An 18818-nucleotide genomic window follows, 5' to 3' on the forward strand; every position below is an offset into this window, starting at 1 on the left:
GGGGTGGGTCCCGGCGCGCCGCGATCAGGGGCGTACGACGATCAGGGGCGTACGACACCGGGCGCGGACCGGGCCGGCCACCCCGCCACCTGGTCGGGGCAGCGCTGCGCCATCCGCCGCAGCAGCGGTCGAGGGGGCGGCCGGGGCGGCTTACGCTCGCGCTGTGCCCACTGTGACCGGGTTGCTCAAACGCCTGGTGCTCGGCCGCGCCATGCGCAGCGAGGAGCTCCAGGAGACGCTCCTCCCCAAGCGCCTCGCACTGCCGATCTTCGCCTCCGACCCGCTCTCCTCGGTGGCCTATGCCACCCAGGAGATCCTGCTGGTGCTCACCGTGGGCGGCCTCGCCTATCTGCACTTCACGCCGTGGATCGGGCTGGCGGTGGTCTGCCTGATGGCCGTCGTGGTGCTCTCCTACCGCCAGGTGGTGCACGCCTATCCCAGCGGCGGCGGCTCGTTCGAGGTCGTCTCGACCAACCTGGGGGCCTCGGCGGGCCTGGTGGTGGCGGCCTCGCTGCTGGTCGACTATGTGATGACGGTCGCCGTGTCGGTGGCCTCCGGCGTCGACAACATCATCTCGGCCGTCCCGTCGCTGGCCGGCCACCGGGTGCTGATGGCGCTGCTGTTCGTCGCGGTGCTGGCCGCGGTCAACCTGCGCGGGATCCGGGAGGCCGGTACGGCGTTCGCCGCGCCGACGTACCTGTTCATCGCCGGCATGCTGATCATGATCGGCACCGGCCTGTTCCGCTACCTGCTCGGTGACGCGCCGGTGGCCGAGAGCGCCCGGTACGGAATCCGGCCGGACCCGGGCGACCAGGGGCTGGCCGGGTTCGCCCTGGTGATGCTCTGTCTGCGGGCGTTCTCCAGCGGCTGCACCGCGCTGACCGGGGTGGAGGCCATCTCCAACGGGGTGCCCGCCTTCCGCCGCCCCAAGTCGAAGAACGCCGCGACCACCCTGGCGGCCATGGGCCTGATCGCGGTGGTCATGTTCGCCGGGATCACCACGCTGGCGCTGGTCGCCAAGGTGCACATCACCGACGACTCCTGCCGGCTGACCGGCATCGGCGGCAACTGCGCCTCCTTCACCCAGCGCACGGTGATCGCCCAACTCGCCGGTTCGGTCTTCGGCGGCGAGCAGAGCTTCGGCTTCTACTACGTGCAGGCGGTGACCGCGCTGGTGCTGGTGCTGGCGGCCAACACCGCGTTCAACGGCTTCCCGCTGCTGGCCTCGATCCTCGCCCAGCGCCGCTATCTGCCGCACCAACTGCACACCCGGGGCGACCGGTTGGCGTTCTCCAACGGCATCCTGGCGCTGGCCGTGGTCGCCGGCGTGCTGCTCTGGGCCTTCCGGGCGAACGTCACCAGCCTGATCCACCTCTACATCCTCGGCGTGTTCACCTCCTTCACCCTCTCCCAGACCGGCATGGTGCGGCACTGGAACCGCGAGCTGCGCACCGAGACCGACCCGGCGCTGCGCCGCCGCCACCACCTGGCCCGGATCGTCAACGGCACCGGCGCGGTGGTCACCGGGCTGGTGCTGGTGATCGTGCTGCTCACCAAGTTCACCCAGGGCGCCTGGCTGGCGGTGCTCGCCGCCATCGTGCTGTGGACGACCATGCGCGGCATCCGCCGCCACTACGACAGCACCGCCGCCGAACTGGCCGTCACCGACCCGCGCGGTGAGTACCGGCCGCCCGCCCGGGTGCTGATGATCGTGCTGGTCTCCAAGGTGCACAAGCCGACGCTGCGGGCGCTCGCGTACGCCCAGGCGTTCCGCCCCGACTCGCTGGAGGCGCTCAATGTCTCGGTGGACCGGGAGGAGACCGCCGCGTTGGAGGAGCAGTGGCGGCAGCTGGACCTGCCGGTGCCGCTCAAGGTGTTGGACTCGCCCTACCGCGAGGTGGGGCGGCCGGTGGTGGAGTACGTACGGTCGATCAGGCGCGCCGGTCCGCGTGACCTGGTCGCGGTGTTCATCCCGGAGTACGTGGTCGGCCACTGGTGGGAGAACCTGCTGCACAACCAGTCCGCGCTCTGGCTCAAGAGCCGGCTGCTGTTCACCCCGGGGGTGATGGTCACCAGCGTGCCCTGGCAGCTCAGCTCCTCCGCCCACGCCAACCACCCGGTGTCCCGTGCGCCGGGCGCCGTCCGGCGCGGCGAGCCCGCCCCGCGGCCCCGGTCGCGCAGCGGGGCGGGTAACTCTTCCGGGGGACGCCGGCGGCCCTGACCCAGGCGCCCGGCCCGGGGACGCCGCGTGCTCGTACCGGCCCTGGCCAGCGGGGAGCCGCCGTCCGGCCGGGAGCGGTCGACCCCGGGGGTGCGGGGTGGCGGTGTCCGTGCGGAACATTCCTCCCGCATATGACGGCACGGCATGGTAGAAAGCACGGCACGCGGGGGAGGCGCCTGCTCGGAGGGGAGGCCGGGGTGGGGGAGACGGTGAGGGTACGGGAGGCGGGGGCGGCGGACGTCGCGGCCGCCGCCGAGGTCTGGCACGCCGCCCACCTGGCCCGCCGCAACGGCCGGGCCTTACCCAAGGAGCAGCACGACCTGGTCTACACGCGGATGACCGCACCCGGGGCGCTGCTGCTGGTCGCTGAGGACTTCACGCCGCCCGACGGCACACCGCCCGACGGCACGCCGCCCGACGCGACAGCGCCGGAGACCGGGCCGCCGCTCACGGTCGGCACCCTGCTCGCCGTGCCGGGGCGGGCGGACGACGGGGCCGGTCCGCTGGTCCCCGAACTGCTGCACATCTCGCTGGTCTCGGTGCTGCCCGACCGCTGGGGCGAGCGCGTGGGCCGACTGCTGATGGGGGAGATCCTGGGCCGTGCACCGGCCCTCGGTCATCGGTACGTCCAGCTGTGGACGTACGCCGACAACATGCGCGCCAACCGCCTGTACCGCGCCCACGGCTTCCGCCGCACCGGCCGCGCCCACATCGACGACTGGGGAGAGCTGATCGTCCAGTACCGCCGGGACGTGTCGGCACCCCCGCCGGGTTGAACCGGGCCAGCTGAACCGGGCCAGTTGAGTCGGCCCAGCTGAACCGGCCCAGCGGTACGGGCCCGGGTCAGCCCCGGCCGACCACGGCCGCGACCGCCTCCGCCACCGGCGTGTCGCCGCTCACCAGCTCCAGCGTCGCCCCGGCCGTCGCGGGCGCGTCCAGCAGCGCCGCCAGCACCGCCGCGACATCGTCACGCGGCACCTCGCCGCGCCCGGTGGACGGGGCCAGCCGCACCCGGCCGGTGCCCGGACCGTCGGTGAGCCGCCCCGGCCGCAGCACCGTCCAGGCCAGCGCCGGGCGGGAGCGGACGGCGTCGTCGGCGGCGCCCTTGGCCCGCAGATAGGCGCCGAAGACCGGGTCCGCGCTGTCGGGGGCACCGGCGTCCGCGCCCATCGAGGAGACCATCAGATAGCGCCGCACACCGGCCCGTTCGGCGGCGTCCGCGAGCAGCACGGCCGCGTCGCGGTCCACCGTCTCCTTGCGGGCCGCGCCGCTGCCCGGACCGGCTCCGGCGGCGAAGACCACCGCGTCCGCGCCCGCCAGCAGCCCGGCCAGTTCCTCGACCGACGACTTCTCCAGATCGTGGACGACCGGTTCGGCGACCGCCGCCCGCAGGTCCGCCGCCTGGTCGGGGTTGCGGATGATCCCGGCGACCGCGTCGCCGCGCCCGGCGAGCAGCCGCTCCAGCCGCAGGGCGATCTTCCCGTGTCCACCGGCGATGACGATGCGCATGGGACGAGCCTAGCCACGCTCCCGCAGGGCCGCAGCGCGTCGGCGGCAGGCGTCCGGGGGGACGGGCGGGTACGGCAGGCACGACCGGGGCTGTACCCGGGGCTGTACCCGGGGCTGTACCGGGCCGGGCCGGGGCTCACGGCCGGGGCGGGGTGCCGCGCCCCTGGCGGGGGACGGCCAGGGTCGTGGTGTCCGCGAACTCGCGGACCGCGCTGGTCCGGCTGGCCACCCGGCCCCGGTGCACCACCACCCGGCTCTGGCCGCCGGCCAGTGCCCCGCGCAGGCTGTCCCCCCGCACCGCCAGCAGCTCCGCCGGGAACCCCGCCTCCACCCGCACCTCGGGCAGCCCCAGCACCTCCCGCGCCCGCGCGCTGACGGCCTCGTACGCCGCCTCGGGTTCCAGTGCGCCCGCCGCCGACAGCAGGAAGGCCGCCTCCAGCGGATCGGCCCGGCCGACCGGGTTTCCGGGGTCGCGCAGTCCGCCGCTGCCGGCCGCGAGGGCCACCCCGGCCCGGCGCAGCACCCCGGCCAGCGCCGGGCGGAAGGCGGCGGGTGCCGGGTGGCCGGGCCCGCCGGAGCCGGTGCAGCCGCCGCTCTGCGGCAGGCAGACCACCGCCACCCCGGCGGCGGCCAGCCGGTCGGCGCAGCGGGCCGCCGCGCCGTCCGGCAGCAGGCCGAGCCGGGTGCAGGGGCCGATCGCGGCGCGCGGCCGCACCGGGCCGAGCACGGCGGCCAACCGGGTGAGCCGGGCCGGGTCGGCGGCGTCGGTGTGCAGGTCCACCGGGCAGCCGAACTCGGCGGCGATGCCGAGCAGCGTCTCCACGTACCCGGCGGGGTCCGGGTCGAGATCGGGGCAGCCGCCGACGGCGTGCGCGCCCAGCTTGAGCGCCTCCCGCAGCAGTTCGCGCTCCGCCGCGCCCGCCGCCCCGGTGAGCAGCCGGGGCATGGCCACCGCCTGCACCTCCACCAGGCCGCGCAGCGCCCGACCCGCCTCCAGTACGGTCTCCAGCCGGCCCAGCCCGTGCAGGGCGCCGATCCGGACGTGGGTGCGCTGCGCGGTGGCGCCGTAGCCGAGGCCGGTCAGCGCGCCCTCGGTGATCCGGCGCAGCAGCTCCGGGCCGCCCTCCGGGGGCGGGCCGGGGAGCGCGGCGGAGAAGGCGGCGTCCAGGTGGGCGTGCGGCTCGGCGGGGGCGGGGAGCAGCAGATAGCCGCCGAGGTCGACGCGCGGGCCGGGCGGGGCGGTGCCGTGGCCGAGGCTGCCCGCGGTGCCCACCGCCTGGATGCGGTCCCCGCCGATCCTGACGTCCACCACCCGGCCGTCCAGCAGCCGCGCGCCGGTCAGCAGCAGCGCGGGCCGCCCGGCGTGCGGCGCGCCGGACGCGCCGGGGTGCGGCCCGTCGGCGGGTGCCCCGTCCGCCGGCATCCGCCGCTCCTTCCCGCCGTCTGTGTCCTCCTTGAGCCTGCATCCGGACCACCCAGGAAATTCCTGGGTGGTCCCCGGGGCCCGCGATCACGGGCCGAGCCTAGGCGGCGGTCGGCGGGGCGGTCGGCAGGCGGGCATTAGTCGTACCGGCACGGGGCGCGCGGCAGCCTCGCAGGACCGGCCCTGGCCTGCGATCTTCCCACCGGGATACGGATTTCACCTTCGGCCCGGAACCGTGTAATCTCTTCTTCGGCCCGCCCCAATAGCTCAGTCGGCAGAGCGTCTCCATGGTAAGGAGAAGGTCTACGGTTCGATTCCGTATTGGGGCTCTGGTGAGCAGGTGTCTGCACTCGCAGGCTCCCTGGTCATCCAAGCGGTGTAGCTCAGTCGGTAGAGCAAGCGGCTCATAATCGCTGTGTCACCGGTTCAAGTCCGGTCACCGCTACCCCGCGTAGCCGGTCGGGGGGATTGAAACTCCCGATCGGCTACTCTTGTTGCGTTCATCCGTCTGTCCGAGGAAGGCACTCCTGTGGCTGCCACTGACGTCCGCCCGAAGATCACGCTGGCCTGCGTGGAGTGCAAGGAGCGGAACTACATCACCAAGAAGAACCGGCGCAACGACCCGGACCGTCTTGAGATGAAGAAGCACTGCCCCCGCTGCAACGCGCACACCGCGCACCGCGAGACCCGCTGACCCGGGGCTCACACCAGGCCTTACCGGCTCCAGGCCGTCCCCGTACCGGGGGCGGTCTGGAGCCATTTGTGCGTGACCGCTCCGGGCACCCGGTGCGGTACCGGAGGGCCGTCCGTCGTAGCGTTCCCTCCGTAACGTCCGCGCCGCTGACGTCCGCGTCACCCGTGCCGCAAGGAGCTGCCCATGCCGCTGGACCCCTCCTTCATCGGGCGGTCCTATCCGCCCACCGCCCCGTACGAGGTGGGCCGGGAGAAGATTCGCGAGTTCGCCGACGCGATCGGGGACGCCAATCCGGCCTACCGCGATCCGGAGGCGGCCAAGGCGCTCGGCCACCCGGATGTGATCGCGCCGCCGACCTTCCCGTTCCTGATCACCTACCGGGCCGCCGGCCAGGTGGTGGGCGACCCGGAGCTGGGCCTGGACTTCTCCCGGGTGGTGCACGGCGACCAGAAGTTCGCCTACACCCGCCCGGTGCGGGCCGGGGACCTGCTCTCGGTCACCGTGACCATCGACTCCGCCAAGGCGATGGCGGGCAATGACATCCTCTCGGTGCGCGGCGAGGTGCACGCGGGCGAGGAGCACGTGGTCACGGCAGTGATGACGCTGGTGGCACGCGGTACGGCGGGGGAGTGAGCGCAACCATGGCGACGAGCATCAGCTACGACGAGGTCGAGGTCGGCACCGAGCTGCCGGCGCAGTCCTTCCCGGTGGTCCGGGCCACCCTGGTCCAGTACGCGGGGGCCTCCGGCGACTTCAACCCGATCCACTGGAACGAGCGGTTCGCCCGCGAGGTCGGCCTGCCGGACGTGATCGCGCACGGCATGTTCACCATGGCGCAGGCGGCCCGGGTGGTCACCGACTGGCTCGGCGACCCGGCCGCGCTGGTCGAGTACGGCGTCCGCTTCACCAAGCCGGTAGTGGTGCCCGACGACGGCACCGGGGCGCTGATCGAGGTGGCCGGCAAGGTCGCGGTGAAGCTGGACGGCCGCCGGGTGCGGGTGGATCTCACGGCCACCAGCGCGGGCCAGAAGGTGCTGGGCATGGCCCGCGCCGTGGTCCAGCTGGCCTGACGGCGGGTCCGGGCGGGCGGCTTGACGCGGTTAGTGATTGGCCAATAACTTAGCCGTATGGCCGGGGCGAGCAGTCGAATGAGCGCGGAGGAGCGACGCGAGAGCGTCGTCCGGGCCGCGATCACCGAGTTTGCCCGCAGTGGCTACGGCGGTACCTCCACCGCGTCGATCGCCCGGCGGGTGGGGGTCTCCCAGCCGTACCTGTTCCGGCTCTTCCCCAGCAAGCAGGCGATCTTCCTGGCCGCGGCGACCCGCTGCCTGGACGAGACCCGGCGGGCCTTCGAGCGGGCCGTCGAGGGCGTCGAGCCCGACCAGGTGCCCGCCGCGCTGGACGCCGAGTACCAGCGGTTCATCGAGGGCGACCGCGACATGCTGCTGATGCAGATGCAGATCTATGTCGCGGTCGCCTCCGCCGACGCCGCCGGGGACGAGGAGGTCGGCGCCGCGATCCGGGCCGGCTGGGCCGAGCTGTGGGACTGGGTGCATCTGCGGCTGGGCGCCGACAGCCGGGAGACCACCGTCTTCATGGCCCACGGCATGCTGATCAACGTCCTGGTCTGCCTGGGCTTCCCGGCCGGCGACCGGGTCTGGACGGGCTTCGACCACAAGGCCGGCAACTGACCTGACGCGTCCCGTACGAAGGGGCGCGGTTCTGCTTGGGCGCAAAAGTTATTGATCGATAACTAACCGAAGGGACCGCGATGCGCAACATGGTCTGGGCGCTGGTCATCACCAGCGCCGCCGGCTTCATGGCCGCCCTGGACAACCTCGTCGTCACCACCGCGCTGCCCAGCATCCGCCAGGACCTCGGCGGCGGCCTGGAACAGCTCGAATGGACCGTCAGCGCCTACACCCTCACCTTCGCGGTGCTGCTGATGACCGGCGCCGCGCTGGGCGACCGCTTCGGCCGCCGCCGGATGTTCCTGATCGGCGTCGGCGTCTTCACCGCCGGCTCGGCCGCCGCCGCGCTCTCCGCCGGGATGGGCGAGCTGATCGCCGCCCGCGCCGTCCAGGGCGTCGGCGCCGCCGTCCTGATGCCGCTCACCCTGACCCTGCTCTCCGCCGCCGTCCCCGCCGAGCGCCGAGGTGCGGCCTTCGGCATCTGGAGCGCCGTCAACGGCCTGGCCATCGCCAGCGGACCGCTGATCGGCGGCACCGTGGTCGAGCACCTCTCCTGGCAGTGGATCTTCTGGCTGAATGTGCCGGTTGGCCTCGCCCTGATCCCGCTGGCCCGGCTGCGCCTGGGGGAGAGCCGGGGCTCCGGCAAGCCGCTGGACGTCCCCGGCACCGCGCTGGCCAGCGCCGGACTCTTCGGCGTCGTCTACGCCCTGATCCGCCACAACACCGACGGCTGGACCAGCGCCACCGTGCTCGGCTCGCTGGCCGCGGGCGTCGCGCTGCTCGCCGCCTTCGTCGGCTGGGAGCTGCGCAGCGACACGCCCCTGCTGCCGATGCGGCTCTTCCGCAGCCGCGCCTTCAGCGCGGTCAACGCCGCCAGCCTGCTGATGTTCCTCGGCATCTTCGGCTCGATCTTCCTGCTCAGCCAGTTCCTACAGAACGTCGGCGGCTACTCGCCGATGCAGGCGGGGGTGCGGATGCTGCCCTGGACCGGCATGCCGATGCTGGTCGCCCCGATCGCCGGCGCCCTCAGCGACCGGATCGGCGGCCGCCCGGTGGTCGCCGCCGGGCTGACCCTCCAGGCGCTCGGCCTGGGGATGTACGCCCTGGTTATCGCGCCCGACGTGTCGTACGCCGCCCAGGTGCCCGCACTGATCGTCTGCGGCGTCGGCATGGGACTCTTCTTCGCCCCCACGGCCAACCTGGTGATGTCCAGCGTCCACCCGCAGGAGCAGGGCATCGCCTCCGGCGCCAACAACGCGCTGCGCGAACTCGGCGGCGCCCTCGGCGTGGCCGTGATCTCCTCCGTCTTCGCCGCCCGAGGCGGCTACACCTCGGCGCGGTCCTTCAGCGACGGCCTGGTCCCCGCCCTGTGGACCGGCGCCGCCGCCATCGCCCTCGGTGCCGTCGCCGCCCTGCTGATCCCGCGCCGCCGCCCCGCCCGCCCGGCGCCGGCCGACCCGGTACCCGTACGGCAGCCGGTGGCCTGAACCGTGGGGCCCGCCACCGCGCCGCCCCGCCCCGGCCCCCGGGGCGGCGCGGCGCGCTGCCCGTACGCTGGTGCCGTGCAGGTACTCCACGACGCCCCGCTCGCCCCGCTGACCACCTTCCGCCTGGGCGGACCGGCCCGCCGGCTGGTCACCGCCACCACCGACGCCGAGGTCGTCGAGGCCGTCCAGGCCGCCGACCGGGCCGGGGAGCCGCTGCTGCTGCTGGGCGGCGGCAGCAACCTGGTCATCGGGGACAAGGGCTTCGACGGGACGGCGCTGCGGATCGCCACCACCGGCTTCGCCGTGCACGGCACCGTGCTGGAGCTGGCCGCCGGCGAGGTGTGGAGCGACGCCGTCACCCGGGCGGTCGGGCTGGGCCTGGCCGGGATCGAGTTCCTGGCCGGCATCCCCGGCTCGGCCGGCGCCACCCCGGTGCAGAACGTCGGCGCGTACGGCCAGGAGGTCGCCGCCACCGTCACCGAGGTGGTCGCCTACGACCGCCGGGCCGGGGAGACCGTCACCGTCCCCGGGGCGGAGTGCGGCTTCTCCTACCGGCAGAGCCGCTTCAAGGCCGCCCCGGACCGCCATGTGGTGCTGCGGGTGCGGTTCGCGCTGGAGGACGCCGGCGGGCTGTCCGCGCCGGTGAAGTATGCCGAGGTCGCCCAGGCGCTCGGCGTTGACCAGGGCGAGCGGGTGCCGCTGGCCGCCGCCCGCGAGACGGTGCTCGCCCTGCGGGCCGGCAAGGGCATGGTGCTGGATGCGGCCGACCACGACACCTGGTCGGCGGGCTCCTTCTTCACCAACCCGGTCCTCGGCACCGCCGAGTACGCGGCCTTCCTGGACCGGGCCCGCGCCCGGCTCGGCACCGACACGGCCCCGCCCGGCTACCCGGCCGGCGACGGCCTGGTGAAGACCTCCGCCGCCTGGCTGATCGACCGGGCCGGCTTCGGCAAGGGCTGGGGCACCGGCCCGGCCCGCATCTCCACCAAGCACACCCTGGCCCTCACCAACCGGGGCGCCGCCAGCACCGAGGACCTGCTGGCCCTGGCCCGCCAGGTGCGGGACGGCGTGTGGGCCGCCTTCGGCGTGGAACTGGTCAATGAGCCGGTGCTGGTCGGCGTCGAGCTCTGAGCCCGCTCCGTCGAGCTCCGGGCCCGCTCTGCCGAGTTCCGAGCCCGTTCAGGAGGTCAGCCAGTCGTCGACCCCGGCCAGCAGCGCGGCCCGTACGTCCTGTGGCGCCCGCGACGCCCGCACCGACTGCCGGGCCAGCTCGGCCAGCTCCGCGTCGCTGAAGCCGTGCGCCTCCCGCACCAGGTCGTACTGGTCGGCCAGCCGGGAGCCGAACAGCAGCGGGTCGTCCGCCCCCAGCGCCATCGGCACCCCCGCGTCGAACAGCCGGCGCAGCGGCACGTCCTCCGGCTTCTCGTACACGCCCAGCGCCACATTGGAGGCCGGGCACACCTCACAGGTGACCTGCCGGTCCGCCAGCCGCTGCATCAGCCGCTCGTCCTCGGCCGCCCGCACCCCGTGGCCGATCCGGCCCGCGCCCAGGTCGTCCAGGCAGTCGCGCACGCTCTCCGGCCCGGCCAGCTCGCCGCCGTGCGGGGCCGCCAGCAGGCCGCCGCGCCGGGCGATGTCGAACGCCCGGTCGAAGTCGCGGGCCAGGCCGCGCCGCTCGTCGTTGGAGAGGCCGAAGCCGACGACCCCCCGGTCGGCGTAGCGGACCGCCAGCCGGGCCAGCGTCCGGGCGTCCATCGGACTCTTCATCCGGTTGGCCGCCACCAGCACCCTGATCCCCACCCCGGTGGCCTCGGACGCCTCCCGCACCGCGTCCAGGATCAGTTCGAGCGTCGGGATCAGCCCGCCGAGCCGGGGCGCGTACGAGGTCGGGTCGACCTGGATCTCCAGCCACCGCGAGCCGTCCGCCCGCTCGTCCTGCGCGGTCTCCCGGACCAGCCGCCGGATGTCGTCCTCGTCGCGCAGCACCGAGCGGGCCATGTCGTACAGCCGCTGGAAGCGGAACCAGCCGCGCTCGTCGGTGGCCCGCAGCTTGGGCGGCTCACCGGAGAGCAGCGCCTCGGGCAGGTGCACGCGGTGCTTGGCGGCCAGCTCCAGCAGGGTCGTCGGGCGCATCGAACCGGTGAAGTGCAGATGCAGGTGAGCCTTGGGCAGCAGCCGTACGTCGCGCTCGGCGCGGTTGGAGGGGGCGGAGAGCAGGTGGTCCATTCGCAGATTCTGCCGCGTCCGGGGCCGCTGCGGACAGCATCACGCGCACAACCCCCGTCCGGGTGGTTTCCGGCTGCCCACGGAAGGGGCCCGCCGCCGGTCGGCGACGGGCCCCTCGGGCGTGGGTGGCGCGGTCAGTCGCGGGCCTCGCCCAGCAGCTTCTGCAGCCGGGAGACGCCCTCCACCAGGTCGTCGTCGCCCAGCGCGTACGACAGCCGCAGATAGCCGGGGGTGCCGAACGCCTCACCCGGGACCACGGCGACCTCGGCCTCGTCCAGGATCAGCGCCGCCAGCTCCACCGAGCTCTGCGGCCGCTTGCCCCGGATCTCCTTGCCGAGCAGCGCCTTCACCGACGGGTAGGCGTAGAACGCGCCCTCCGGTTCCGGGCAGGCGACGCCGTCGATCTCATTGAGCATCCGCACGATGGTGCGGCGGCGGCGGTCGAAGGCGGTGCGCATCGCGTCCACCGCCGACAGGTCGCCGCTGACCGCCGCGAGGGCGGCCGCCTGGGCGACATTGCTGACGTTGGAGGTGGCGTGCGACTGGAGGTTGGTCGCGGCCTTGACCACGTCCTTGGGGCCGATCAGCCACCCGACCCGCCAGCCGGTCATCGCGTACGTCTTGGCGACGCCGTTGACCACGACGCACTTGTCGGCCAGCTCGGGCACCAGCACCGGCAGGCTGTGGAACCGCGCCTCGCCGTAGACCAGGTGCTCGTAGATCTCGTCGGAGAGCACCCACAGGCCGTGCTCGGCCGCCCAGCGGCCGATCGCCTCGGCCTCGTCGCGGGTGTAGACGGCGCCGGTCGGGTTGGACGGCGAGACGAACAGCAGCACCTTGGTGCGCTCGGTGCGGGCCGCCTCCAGCTGCGCCACCGACACCTTGTAGCCGGTGGTCTCGTCGGCGACCACCTCCACCGGGACGCCGCCGGCCAGCTGGATCGACTCGGGGTAGGTGGTCCAGTACGGCGCGGGGACGATCACCTCGTCGCCCGGGTCCAGCAGCGCGGCGAACGCCTCGTAGATGGCCTGCTTGCCGCCGTTGGTGACCAGCACCTGGGCCGGGTCCACCTGCCACCCGGAGTCGCGGAGCGTCTTCTCCGCGATGGCCTTCTTGAGCTCGGGAAGGCCGCCGGCGGGGGTGTAGCGGTGGAACTTGGGGTCGCGGCACGCCTGCACCGCGGCCTCGACGATGTACTCCGGGGTGGGGAAGTCCGGCTCACCGGCACCGAAGCCGATCACCGGGCGGCCGGCCGCCTTGAGGGCCTTGGCCTTGGCGTCCACCGCCAGGGTCGCGGACTCCGCGATGGCGCCGATACGGGCCGACACCCGGCGGTCGGCGGGCCGCACGGCGGGGTCGGGCTGGGGACCGGGAAGGGGGGAAGCAGCGCTCATGTCTGCATGGTCGCAGAAGGGCCCCCGCCCCGGCACAGCGGTTTCAGCATGCGTGCACGCGCGGGCGGACCCGGCCCGCCGCCCCCGACGCCGCAGGTCCGCGTACGGTCCGCGCCGGAAGAAGGTCGACTCGGCGGCCCAGAGCCCGTACACTCATCGATCGTTGGCAACCGGTTACCGGCAACCACCGCTCGTACATCACAGGGCGGCACGGATGCGGTAGGTTGGGGGTCAACTCGGCGCCGCAAGGCACCGAAGGGCAATAGCTCAATTGGTAGAGCACTGGTCTCCAAAACCAGCGGTTGGGGGTTCGAGTCCCTCTTGCCCTGCTGCTTGACCCGCGCCGAGCCCGCTTGCTCCAACGAGCATGCGGGCTTGATGCGGAGCAGGCTCCGACAGCACTGCGACCGGATTCAGGTGAGGACGAGTGACGGAGACCACGGGCTCCACCGCGACGCCTGAGCGTGGCCGTCCCGAAGAAGAGCCGAGCGAACTGCCCTCGCGCCGGGATCGCAAGCGTGCCGCGAAGAAGGACAGGAAGGGCCCCTTCGCCCGCCTGGCCCTTTTCTACCGCCAGATCATCGCCGAACTGCGCAAGGTCGTCTGGCCCACCCGCAATGACCTGGTGACCTACACCACCGTGGTCATCGTCTTCGTGGTGGTCATCATGGCGATCGTGTCCGGCCTGGACTGGGGCTTCTCAAAGCTCAGTTTCTGGGTCTTCGGCTGAGCCGCCGCGACCGCGCCATCGGCATCGATCGGACGACCCCGCTACCGTTGACTCGGTACTGTTGAGTTTCCGAGCCGTACACGGACGCTGTTCGCATCGAGCTACTTCGAGGACTGGACAGGAGAAGGCAACGGCCCGGAACCGTTCCATCTCTCATTCCCAGGAAAGAAGCAGCCACCGTGTCTGAGTCCCCCCTGTACGACGCCGACGAGACCGTCCGCGAGGCGGACGACGCCGTGGAGCGCGACGCGGCCGGCTCGGCCGAGGCCGAGGGCGACACCGCGGAGCAGATCACCGATGCGGCCGATGCGGACGCGGACGAGGTCGAGGCTGCCGAGGCCGAGATCGGTGCCCCGGCCGAGGAGGCCGCGCTGCACGTCACCGACGAGTCCGGCGAGGAGTCTGCCGCCGACGGTGAGGCCGACGACAGTGAGGCCGCCGACGGCGAGGCCGCTGCCGAGGACGAGGCCGCCGAGCCCGCCGAGGGCGAGACGGAGGAGGCCGAGGAGGTCGACCCCGTCGCCAAGTTCCGCGAGGAGCTGCGGCTGGCCCCCGGTGAGTGGTACGTGATCCACACCTACGCGGGCTACGAGAACCGGGTGAAGGCCAACCTGGAGCAGCGCGCCGTCTCGCTGAACGTCGAGGACTACATCTACCAGGCCGAGGTGCCCCAGGAAGAGGTCGTCCAGATCAAGAACGGCGACCGCAAGACCATCCGCCAGAACAAGCTCCCCGGCTATGTCCTGGTGCGCATGGACCTCACCAACGAGTCCTGGGGCGTCGTCCGCAACACCCCCGGCGTCACCGGCTTCGTCGGCAACGCCTACGACCCGTACCCGCTGACGCTGGACGAGGTCGTCAAGATGCTCGCCCCCGAGGTGGAGCGCGCGGCGGCCAAGGAGGCCGGCAAGCCCTCCTCGTCCCGTCCGGTCGAGGTCCAGGTGCTGGACTTCGAGGTCGGTGACTCGGTCACCGTCACCGACGGCCCGTTCGCCACCCTCCAGGCGACGATCAACGAGATCAACCCCGACTCCAAGAAGGTCAAGGGCCTGGTCGAGATCTTCGGCCGGGAGACCCCGGTCGAGCTCTCCTTCGACCAGATCCAGAAGAACTGACCTGCTCGGTTTTGGACCACGTGCCGGTTGGCGTTACCGTGGTCCGATGTGTGTGCGTGACCCCGGGCGTCGCCCCGTACCCCGCACACGCTGCCATCCCAGGCCCTGACGGCCGCCCGCGACGCTGAGGCGTCCGGTGCGTCCTGTCGGGAAACACCTCTCAGAAGGACCCGGAGAGACATGCCTCCCAAGAAGAAGAAGGTCACGGGGCTCATCAAGCTCCAGATCAACGCTGGTGCGGCCAACCCCGCGCCGCCGGTCGGCCCTGCGCTCGGCCAGCACGGCGTCAACATCATGGAGTTCTGCAAGGCGTACAACGCCGCCACCGAGTCGCAGCGCGGCATGGTGGTGCCGGTGGAGATCACGGTCTACGAGGACCGTACCTTCACGTTCGTCACCAAGACTCCGCCGGCCGCTCGCCTGATCCTCAAGGCCGCGGGCGTGGAGAAGGGCTCCGGCGAGCCGCACAAGACCAAGGTCGCGAAGATCACCCGCGCCCAGGTCCGCGAGATCGCCACCACCAAGCTCCCCGACCTGAACGCCAACGACCTGGACCAGGCCGAGAAGATCATCGCCGGCACCGCCCGGTCGATGGGCGTCACCGTCGAGGGCTGAGAACCGCCTCGGTTCTCGCAGTGGTAGGGCCAAGCGCTGGCCCGTAGCCACCACGACTCCACAAGACCACGCGGCAGCAGCCGCAGAATGTCACCGCCAGGAGCAGCAGTGAAGCGCAGCAAGGCTCTCAACGCCGCGGCCACCAAGGTCGACCGCGAGCGTCTGTACGCCCCCCTCGAGGCCATCCGCCTCGCCAAGGAGACGTCCACCACCAAGTTCGACTCGACCGTCGAGGTCGCCATGCGCCTGGGTGTCGACCCGCGCAAGGCCGACCAGATGGTCCGCAGCACCGTGAACCTGCCGCACGGTACCGGCAAGACCGCTCGGGTCCTGGTCTTCGCGACCGGTGAGCGTGCGGCGGCCGCGGAGGCTGCGGGTGCCGACATCGTCGGTGCCGACGAGCTGATCGACGAGGTCGCCAAGGGCCGTCTGGACTTCGACGCCGTCGTCGCCACCCCGGACCTCATGGGCAAGGTCGGCCGCCTGGGCCGCGTGCTCGGTCCCCGTGGCCTGATGCCGAACCCGAAGACCGGCACCGTGACCCCGGACGTGGCCAAGGCCGTGACCGAGATCAAGGGCGGCAAGATCGAGTTCCGCGTCGACAAGCACTCGAACCTGCACTTCATCATCGGCAAGGCGTCCTTCTCCGACGAGCAGCTGGTCGAGAACTACGCCGCCGCCCTCGACGAGGTGCTGCGGGCCAAGCCGTCCGCCGCCAAGGGCCGCTACATCAAGAAGACCACCGTGTCGACCACCATGGGCCCCGGTGTCCCGGTCGACCCGAACCGCACCCGCAACCTCCTCGTCGAGGAGGACCCCGCGTCCGTCTGACGCGCAGGGTGAAGTCCGCCGGCGGGCCCCCGTTCCTGGGAACAGGATCGGGGGCCCGCTGTCATGCGCGCTCGGCTAGAGTCCGGAGCTGACACCGAACACCGGGACGGACCGAGGACACCCATGCGCGCCCTACGCACCGCCGCTGCCGCCGTGGCGGTCGCCGTGCTGCTCGGCGGCACCGCGGGGTGCAGCGAGCGGCACCGGGAGCGGACGCCCGTGGAGGCGTTCCAGGCCGCGGCCAAGGTCATGGAGGCGGCGGGGGCGGCGAGCATAGCCCTGGAGAGGCACGACCCGGACCAGGGCCCCAGCACCGGCTCCGGGGTGCTCTCCTGGGGCAGCAGACCGGCCATGGACGTCGCTCTGCACGGCGGCTCCGGCGAGCTCAGGGTCCGCACGCTGGACGGCGTCGTCTACCTGGGGACGGACGCGGCGGAGGCGGCCCGCCGGGGCGGCCTGCCGTGGACGAAGTACGACCCGGAGGTGCTGCCGGGCAGGACCGACCCGGCCGCCGTCTACTCCACCTGGAGCGAGCAGCTCAACCCCGCCTCCGACCTGGCGGCGCTGGCCCGGGTGGGGACGCTGCGCCGGGTGGGCGAAGAGCGGCTGGAGGCCACCGACACGGTCCACTACCGGGGTGCGGCGGCGACCGGGGCGCTGGTCGGGGCGAGCGGCGCTCTGACGGCCGCCCAGCGGGCCGCGGTGCTCGCCGCGTACCGGGAGCTGGGCGTCACCAGCATCACCGCCGACATCTGGATCAACGACCGGGACGAGGTCGTCCAGGAGCGGCGGACCTGCCGCTCCGCGTCCGGCGACGCCACCACGACCACCCGCTACTCCCGGATCGGCGCGGAGGTGGACATCCAGGCGCCGCTGCCGGAGGAGACCTTCGACCTCAGCGGTACGGCTGAGGCAACCGGGTGACCGGTGGGGCGCGTCCTCGCTGTCGTAGTCAGCGAGCGAACACGTAGCGAACGTGTCTTAGGGGGCCCTGTGAAGCACATCCGTCTGGTCGGCGCGGCCACCGCCGCCGCCCTCGGCATCGTCGGCCTGGCCGGCTGCGGCAGCGGCGGCGGCAGCAGCCGCATCGGCGGCGCTGCCAAGAGCGAGTCGGCGGCGCCGCCGAGCGCCAAGGCCGGCGGTACCAAGGCCGGGCAGAGCCTCAGCGACACCCTGGCACTGGTGACCAAGTCCACCAAGGGCGCCAACTCGGCCAGGGTCTCCATGGTGGAGAAGCTCGGCAGCGCCGGTTCGATCAAGGCGTCCGGCGTGACCGCCTGGAACCCGATGGCCATGGACATCACGATGGACATGTCCGGCATCCAGGGCGCCGCCCAGTCCGGCCTGGACACCATGAAGCTCCGCATGACCGGCAATGTGATGTACATGAACATGGGCGCCCAGCTGGCCAAGGAGCTCGACGGCAAGCACTGGCTCCGGATGGACCTCTCCGAACTGGCCAAGACGCAGGGTGCGGCCGGGCAGCAGCTGCTGAGCCGGCTCGGCAACCAGAACGGCAGCCAGGACCCGACCCAGAGCGTGGGCCTGCTGACCAGCTCCGGGGACGTCAAGGAGGTCGGCAAGGAGACCCTGGACGGGGTGCTGACGACGCACTACAGTGGTCGGCTGGACGTGGCCGCGCTGGTGGCCGAGCAGGGCACCCTGAAGGGCATGACCGCCAGCCAGCGCGAGCAGTTCCAGCAGCAGATGTCGGCTGCGGGGGTGAAGACCATGGCGGTCGACCTCTGGGTCAACCCCGACAACCGGCCGGTCAAGGTGCACGAGACGGCGCAGGGCGCCACCGGGCCGATCGACATCGTCCTGACGTACTCGGACTACGGCACGCCCGTGCATGTGCAGGCGCCGCCGGCGTCCGACACCGAGGACTACGCCAAGGTGCTCGCCAAGACCTCCTCCTGACGCGAGGCGCCCGTCCGGGCGGTCCCGGAGGTGCGATTTGCCCGGGACCGCCCCTGTCGCCTAACCTGAGCAACGCCAAAGACCGCTGGTCGTTGCCGTGTGCCCGCAAGGGTCGTACGGCGACCGAAGGATCTGCGAACGAAGTGCAGACGGCCTGCGCAGGTGTGACTGGAGCTTGGCCTCCGTCTCCTTCGGGAGTCGTCGAGGTCGTCCCGAGCCCCGTGCGCCTGCGCGCCGGGGCTCTTCTCGTTCTCCCAGCCTCCTTCCCAGGGGACCGGCACACCAGGTCGACTTTCGAACGGTCGGCCGAATCGACGTCACGGAAGGAGGCGTAAGCCTATGGCGAGGCCCGACAAGTCTGCCGCTGTCGCGGAGCTCACGGACCAGTTCCGCAGCTCCAACGCGGCCGTGCTGACCGAGTACCGCGGTCTGACCGTGGCGCAGCTGAAGACGCTGCGCCGCTCGCTGGGTGACAACGCCCATTACGCCGTGGTGAAGAACACGCTGACCAAGATCGCTGCCAATGAGGCCGGGATCACCGAGCTCGACGACCTGTTCACAGGTCCGACGGCTGTCGCCTTCGTCACCGGTGACCCGGTGGAGTCGGCGAAGGGTCTGCGCGACTTCGCCAAGGAGAACCCCGCTCTCATCATCAAGGGCGGTGTCCTTGACGGCAAGGCGCTGTCCGCCGATGAGATCAAGAAGCTCGCGGACCTCGAGTCCCGCGAGGTGCTGCTCGCCAAGCTGGCGGGTGGCCTGAAGGCGTCCATGGCCAAGGCCGCGGCGACCTTCCAGGCTCCCCTCACGCAGTTCGCCCGCACCGCGGAGGCTCTGCGCAGCAAGAAGGACGAGCAGGGCGGTGCCGGTGCGCCGGCTCCCGCCGCCGAGGACGCCGCCGCCGAGTGATCGGCGGGCTCACGCCCTCGCAGCGGGCCCGTCTACGCGGTTGCCGCAAGGCATAC

The 18818-nt window shown here is 72.5% G+C and carries 19 protein-coding genes and 3 tRNA genes; 18 read left to right on the forward strand and 4 right to left on the reverse strand.

All coding sequences use genetic code 11. The features are described 5' to 3' along the window. Positions 1-211: 211 nt before the first annotated feature. Positions 212-2221, forward strand: a complete 2010-nt coding sequence (locus ACIQGZ_RS13425; protein WP_402601968.1) for an APC family permease — start codon at positions 212-214, stop codon at positions 2219-2221. A 197-nt stretch (positions 2222-2418) separates the two neighbouring features. Further along, positions 2419-2997, forward strand: coding sequence for a GNAT family N-acetyltransferase (locus ACIQGZ_RS13430; protein ID WP_402601591.1), 579 nt, complete (start codon positions 2419-2421; stop codon positions 2995-2997). A 67-nt stretch (positions 2998-3064) separates the two neighbouring features. Here the strand turns inward: ACIQGZ_RS13430 and ACIQGZ_RS13435 are convergent, their stop codons facing one another. Both ACIQGZ_RS13435 and ACIQGZ_RS13440 read right to left on the reverse strand, forming a co-directional pair. Then, positions 3065-3730 carry an NAD(P)H-binding protein gene (locus ACIQGZ_RS13435; RefSeq protein ID WP_402601592.1) on the reverse strand — a complete coding sequence of 222 codons (666 nt, stop codon included), beginning with the start codon at positions 3728-3730 and terminating at the stop codon, positions 3065-3067. A 136-nt stretch (positions 3731-3866) separates the two neighbouring features. Further along, complete coding sequence (locus ACIQGZ_RS13440; protein ID WP_402601593.1) at positions 3867-5153, reverse strand: hydrolase; 1287 nt, start codon at positions 5151-5153, stop codon at positions 3867-3869. Between the two features lie 256 nt (positions 5154-5409). On the opposite strand from ACIQGZ_RS13440, the gene ACIQGZ_RS13445 reads away from it, so the two are divergent. The 8 genes from ACIQGZ_RS13445 (at position 5410) to ACIQGZ_RS13480 (ending at position 10156) form a co-directional block, all read left to right on the forward strand. Next, positions 5410-5482: transfer RNA gene (locus tag ACIQGZ_RS13445), tRNA-Thr, on the forward strand. Between the two features lie 43 nt (positions 5483-5525). Then, positions 5526-5598, forward strand: a tRNA-Met gene (locus ACIQGZ_RS13450). An 84-nt stretch (positions 5599-5682) separates the two neighbouring features. Further along, entirely contained in the window at positions 5683-5847 is a 165-nt protein-coding gene (gene rpmG, locus ACIQGZ_RS13455) for a 50S ribosomal protein L33 (RefSeq protein ID WP_004571794.1), read from the forward strand. Positions 5848-6030: 183 nt separating this feature from the next. Next, positions 6031-6480 (forward strand): MaoC family dehydratase N-terminal domain-containing protein, encoded by a 450-nt coding sequence (locus ACIQGZ_RS13460; RefSeq protein WP_402601595.1) that lies wholly within the window; start codon positions 6031-6033, stop codon positions 6478-6480. 8 nt (positions 6481-6488) lie between these two features. Continuing rightward, positions 6489-6917, forward strand: coding sequence for a MaoC family dehydratase (locus tag ACIQGZ_RS13465; protein ID WP_402601597.1), 429 nt, complete (start codon positions 6489-6491; stop codon positions 6915-6917). A 78-nt stretch (positions 6918-6995) separates the two neighbouring features. Further along, positions 6996-7538 carry a TetR/AcrR family transcriptional regulator gene (locus ACIQGZ_RS13470; RefSeq protein WP_402601598.1) on the forward strand — a complete coding sequence of 181 codons (543 nt, stop codon included), beginning with the start codon at positions 6996-6998 and terminating at the stop codon, positions 7536-7538. 80 nt (positions 7539-7618) lie between these two features. Next, a complete protein-coding gene (locus ACIQGZ_RS13475) occupies positions 7619-9025 on the forward strand; it encodes a DHA2 family efflux MFS transporter permease subunit (RefSeq protein ID WP_402601600.1) in 1407 nt (468 codons plus the stop codon). A 75-nt stretch (positions 9026-9100) separates the two neighbouring features. Then, positions 9101-10156, forward strand: coding sequence for a UDP-N-acetylmuramate dehydrogenase (locus tag ACIQGZ_RS13480; RefSeq protein ID WP_402601601.1), 1056 nt, complete (start codon positions 9101-9103; stop codon positions 10154-10156). 48 nt (positions 10157-10204) lie between these two features. On the opposite strand, the gene ACIQGZ_RS13485 is transcribed toward ACIQGZ_RS13480, so the two are convergent. Continuing rightward, complete coding sequence (locus ACIQGZ_RS13485; protein ID WP_402601602.1) at positions 10205-11251, reverse strand: adenosine deaminase; 1047 nt, start codon at positions 11249-11251, stop codon at positions 10205-10207. 134 nt (positions 11252-11385) lie between these two features. After that, a complete protein-coding gene (locus ACIQGZ_RS13490; RefSeq protein WP_402601603.1) occupies positions 11386-12645 on the reverse strand; it encodes a pyridoxal phosphate-dependent aminotransferase in 1260 nt (419 codons plus the stop codon). 256 nt (positions 12646-12901) lie between these two features. Between ACIQGZ_RS13490 and ACIQGZ_RS13495 the strand changes: the two genes are divergently transcribed. The 8 genes from ACIQGZ_RS13495 to rplJ all read left to right on the forward strand — a co-directional run bounded on the left by ACIQGZ_RS13495 (position 12902) and on the right by rplJ (position 18762). Continuing rightward, positions 12902-12974, forward strand: a tRNA-Trp gene (locus tag ACIQGZ_RS13495). 98 nt (positions 12975-13072) lie between these two features. After that, positions 13073-13375, forward strand: coding sequence for a preprotein translocase subunit SecE (secE, locus tag ACIQGZ_RS13500; protein WP_402601605.1), 303 nt, complete (start codon positions 13073-13075; stop codon positions 13373-13375). Between the two features lie 179 nt (positions 13376-13554). After that, complete coding sequence (nusG, locus tag ACIQGZ_RS13505; protein ID WP_402601607.1) at positions 13555-14490, forward strand: transcription termination/antitermination protein NusG; 936 nt, start codon at positions 13555-13557, stop codon at positions 14488-14490. A 180-nt stretch (positions 14491-14670) separates the two neighbouring features. Continuing rightward, complete coding sequence (gene rplK / locus ACIQGZ_RS13510) at positions 14671-15105, forward strand: 50S ribosomal protein L11 (protein ID WP_402601608.1); 435 nt, start codon at positions 14671-14673, stop codon at positions 15103-15105. A 108-nt stretch (positions 15106-15213) separates the two neighbouring features. Then, the gene (rplA, locus tag ACIQGZ_RS13515; protein ID WP_402601609.1) at positions 15214-15936 is read left to right on the forward strand and encodes a 50S ribosomal protein L1; all 723 of its coding nucleotides are present in this window, start codon (positions 15214-15216) and stop codon (positions 15934-15936) included. A gap of 123 nt (positions 15937-16059) precedes the next feature. After that, positions 16060-16860, forward strand: coding sequence for a hypothetical protein (locus tag ACIQGZ_RS13520; protein WP_402601611.1), 801 nt, complete (start codon positions 16060-16062; stop codon positions 16858-16860). Between the two features lie 69 nt (positions 16861-16929). Beyond that, a complete protein-coding gene (locus tag ACIQGZ_RS13525) occupies positions 16930-17856 on the forward strand; it encodes a hypothetical protein (protein ID WP_402601612.1) in 927 nt (308 codons plus the stop codon). A gap of 339 nt (positions 17857-18195) precedes the next feature. Continuing rightward, on the forward strand, positions 18196-18762 hold the full coding sequence (gene rplJ / locus ACIQGZ_RS13530; RefSeq protein ID WP_402601613.1) for a 50S ribosomal protein L10: 567 nt from the start codon (positions 18196-18198) through the stop codon (positions 18760-18762). Positions 18763-18818 lie beyond the last annotated feature (56 nt).

The organism is Streptomyces sp. NPDC092296, from assembly GCF_044755465.1.
Classification (GTDB): Bacteria; Actinomycetota; Actinomycetes; order Streptomycetales; family Streptomycetaceae; genus Peterkaempfera.

What these genes read in the sequence shown, in the direction of transcription:
- ACIQGZ_RS13465 (WP_402601597.1), top strand. Translation starts at nt 6,489, where the DNA reads ATGGCGACGAGCATCAGCTACGACGAGGTCGAGGTCGGCACCGAGCTG.
- rplJ (WP_402601613.1), top strand. Translation starts at nt 18,196, where the DNA reads ATGGCGAGGCCCGACAAGTCTGCCGCTGTCGCGGAGCTCACGGACCAG.
- ACIQGZ_RS13440 (WP_402601593.1), bottom strand. Translation starts at nt 5,153, where the DNA reads ATGCCGGCGGACGGGGCACCCGCCGACGGGCCGCACCCCGGCGCGTCC.
- ACIQGZ_RS13475 (WP_402601600.1), top strand. Translation starts at nt 7,619, where the DNA reads ATGCGCAACATGGTCTGGGCGCTGGTCATCACCAGCGCCGCCGGCTTC.
- ACIQGZ_RS13490 (WP_402601603.1), bottom strand. Translation starts at nt 12,645, where the DNA reads ATGAGCGCTGCTTCCCCCCTTCCCGGTCCCCAGCCCGACCCCGCCGTG.
- ACIQGZ_RS13425 (WP_402601968.1), top strand. Translation starts at nt 212, where the DNA reads ATGCGCAGCGAGGAGCTCCAGGAGACGCTCCTCCCCAAGCGCCTCGCA.
- ACIQGZ_RS13485 (WP_402601602.1), bottom strand. Translation starts at nt 11,251, where the DNA reads ATGGACCACCTGCTCTCCGCCCCCTCCAACCGCGCCGAGCGCGACGTA.
- ACIQGZ_RS13435 (WP_402601592.1), bottom strand. Translation starts at nt 3,730, where the DNA reads ATGCGCATCGTCATCGCCGGTGGACACGGGAAGATCGCCCTGCGGCTG.
- ACIQGZ_RS13470 (WP_402601598.1), top strand. Translation starts at nt 6,996, where the DNA reads ATGAGCGCGGAGGAGCGACGCGAGAGCGTCGTCCGGGCCGCGATCACC.
- rplK (WP_402601608.1), top strand. Translation starts at nt 14,671, where the DNA reads ATGCCTCCCAAGAAGAAGAAGGTCACGGGGCTCATCAAGCTCCAGATC.
- ACIQGZ_RS13520 (WP_402601611.1), top strand. Translation starts at nt 16,060, where the DNA reads ATGCGCGCCCTACGCACCGCCGCTGCCGCCGTGGCGGTCGCCGTGCTG.
- ACIQGZ_RS13460 (WP_402601595.1), top strand. Translation starts at nt 6,031, where the DNA reads ATGCCGCTGGACCCCTCCTTCATCGGGCGGTCCTATCCGCCCACCGCC.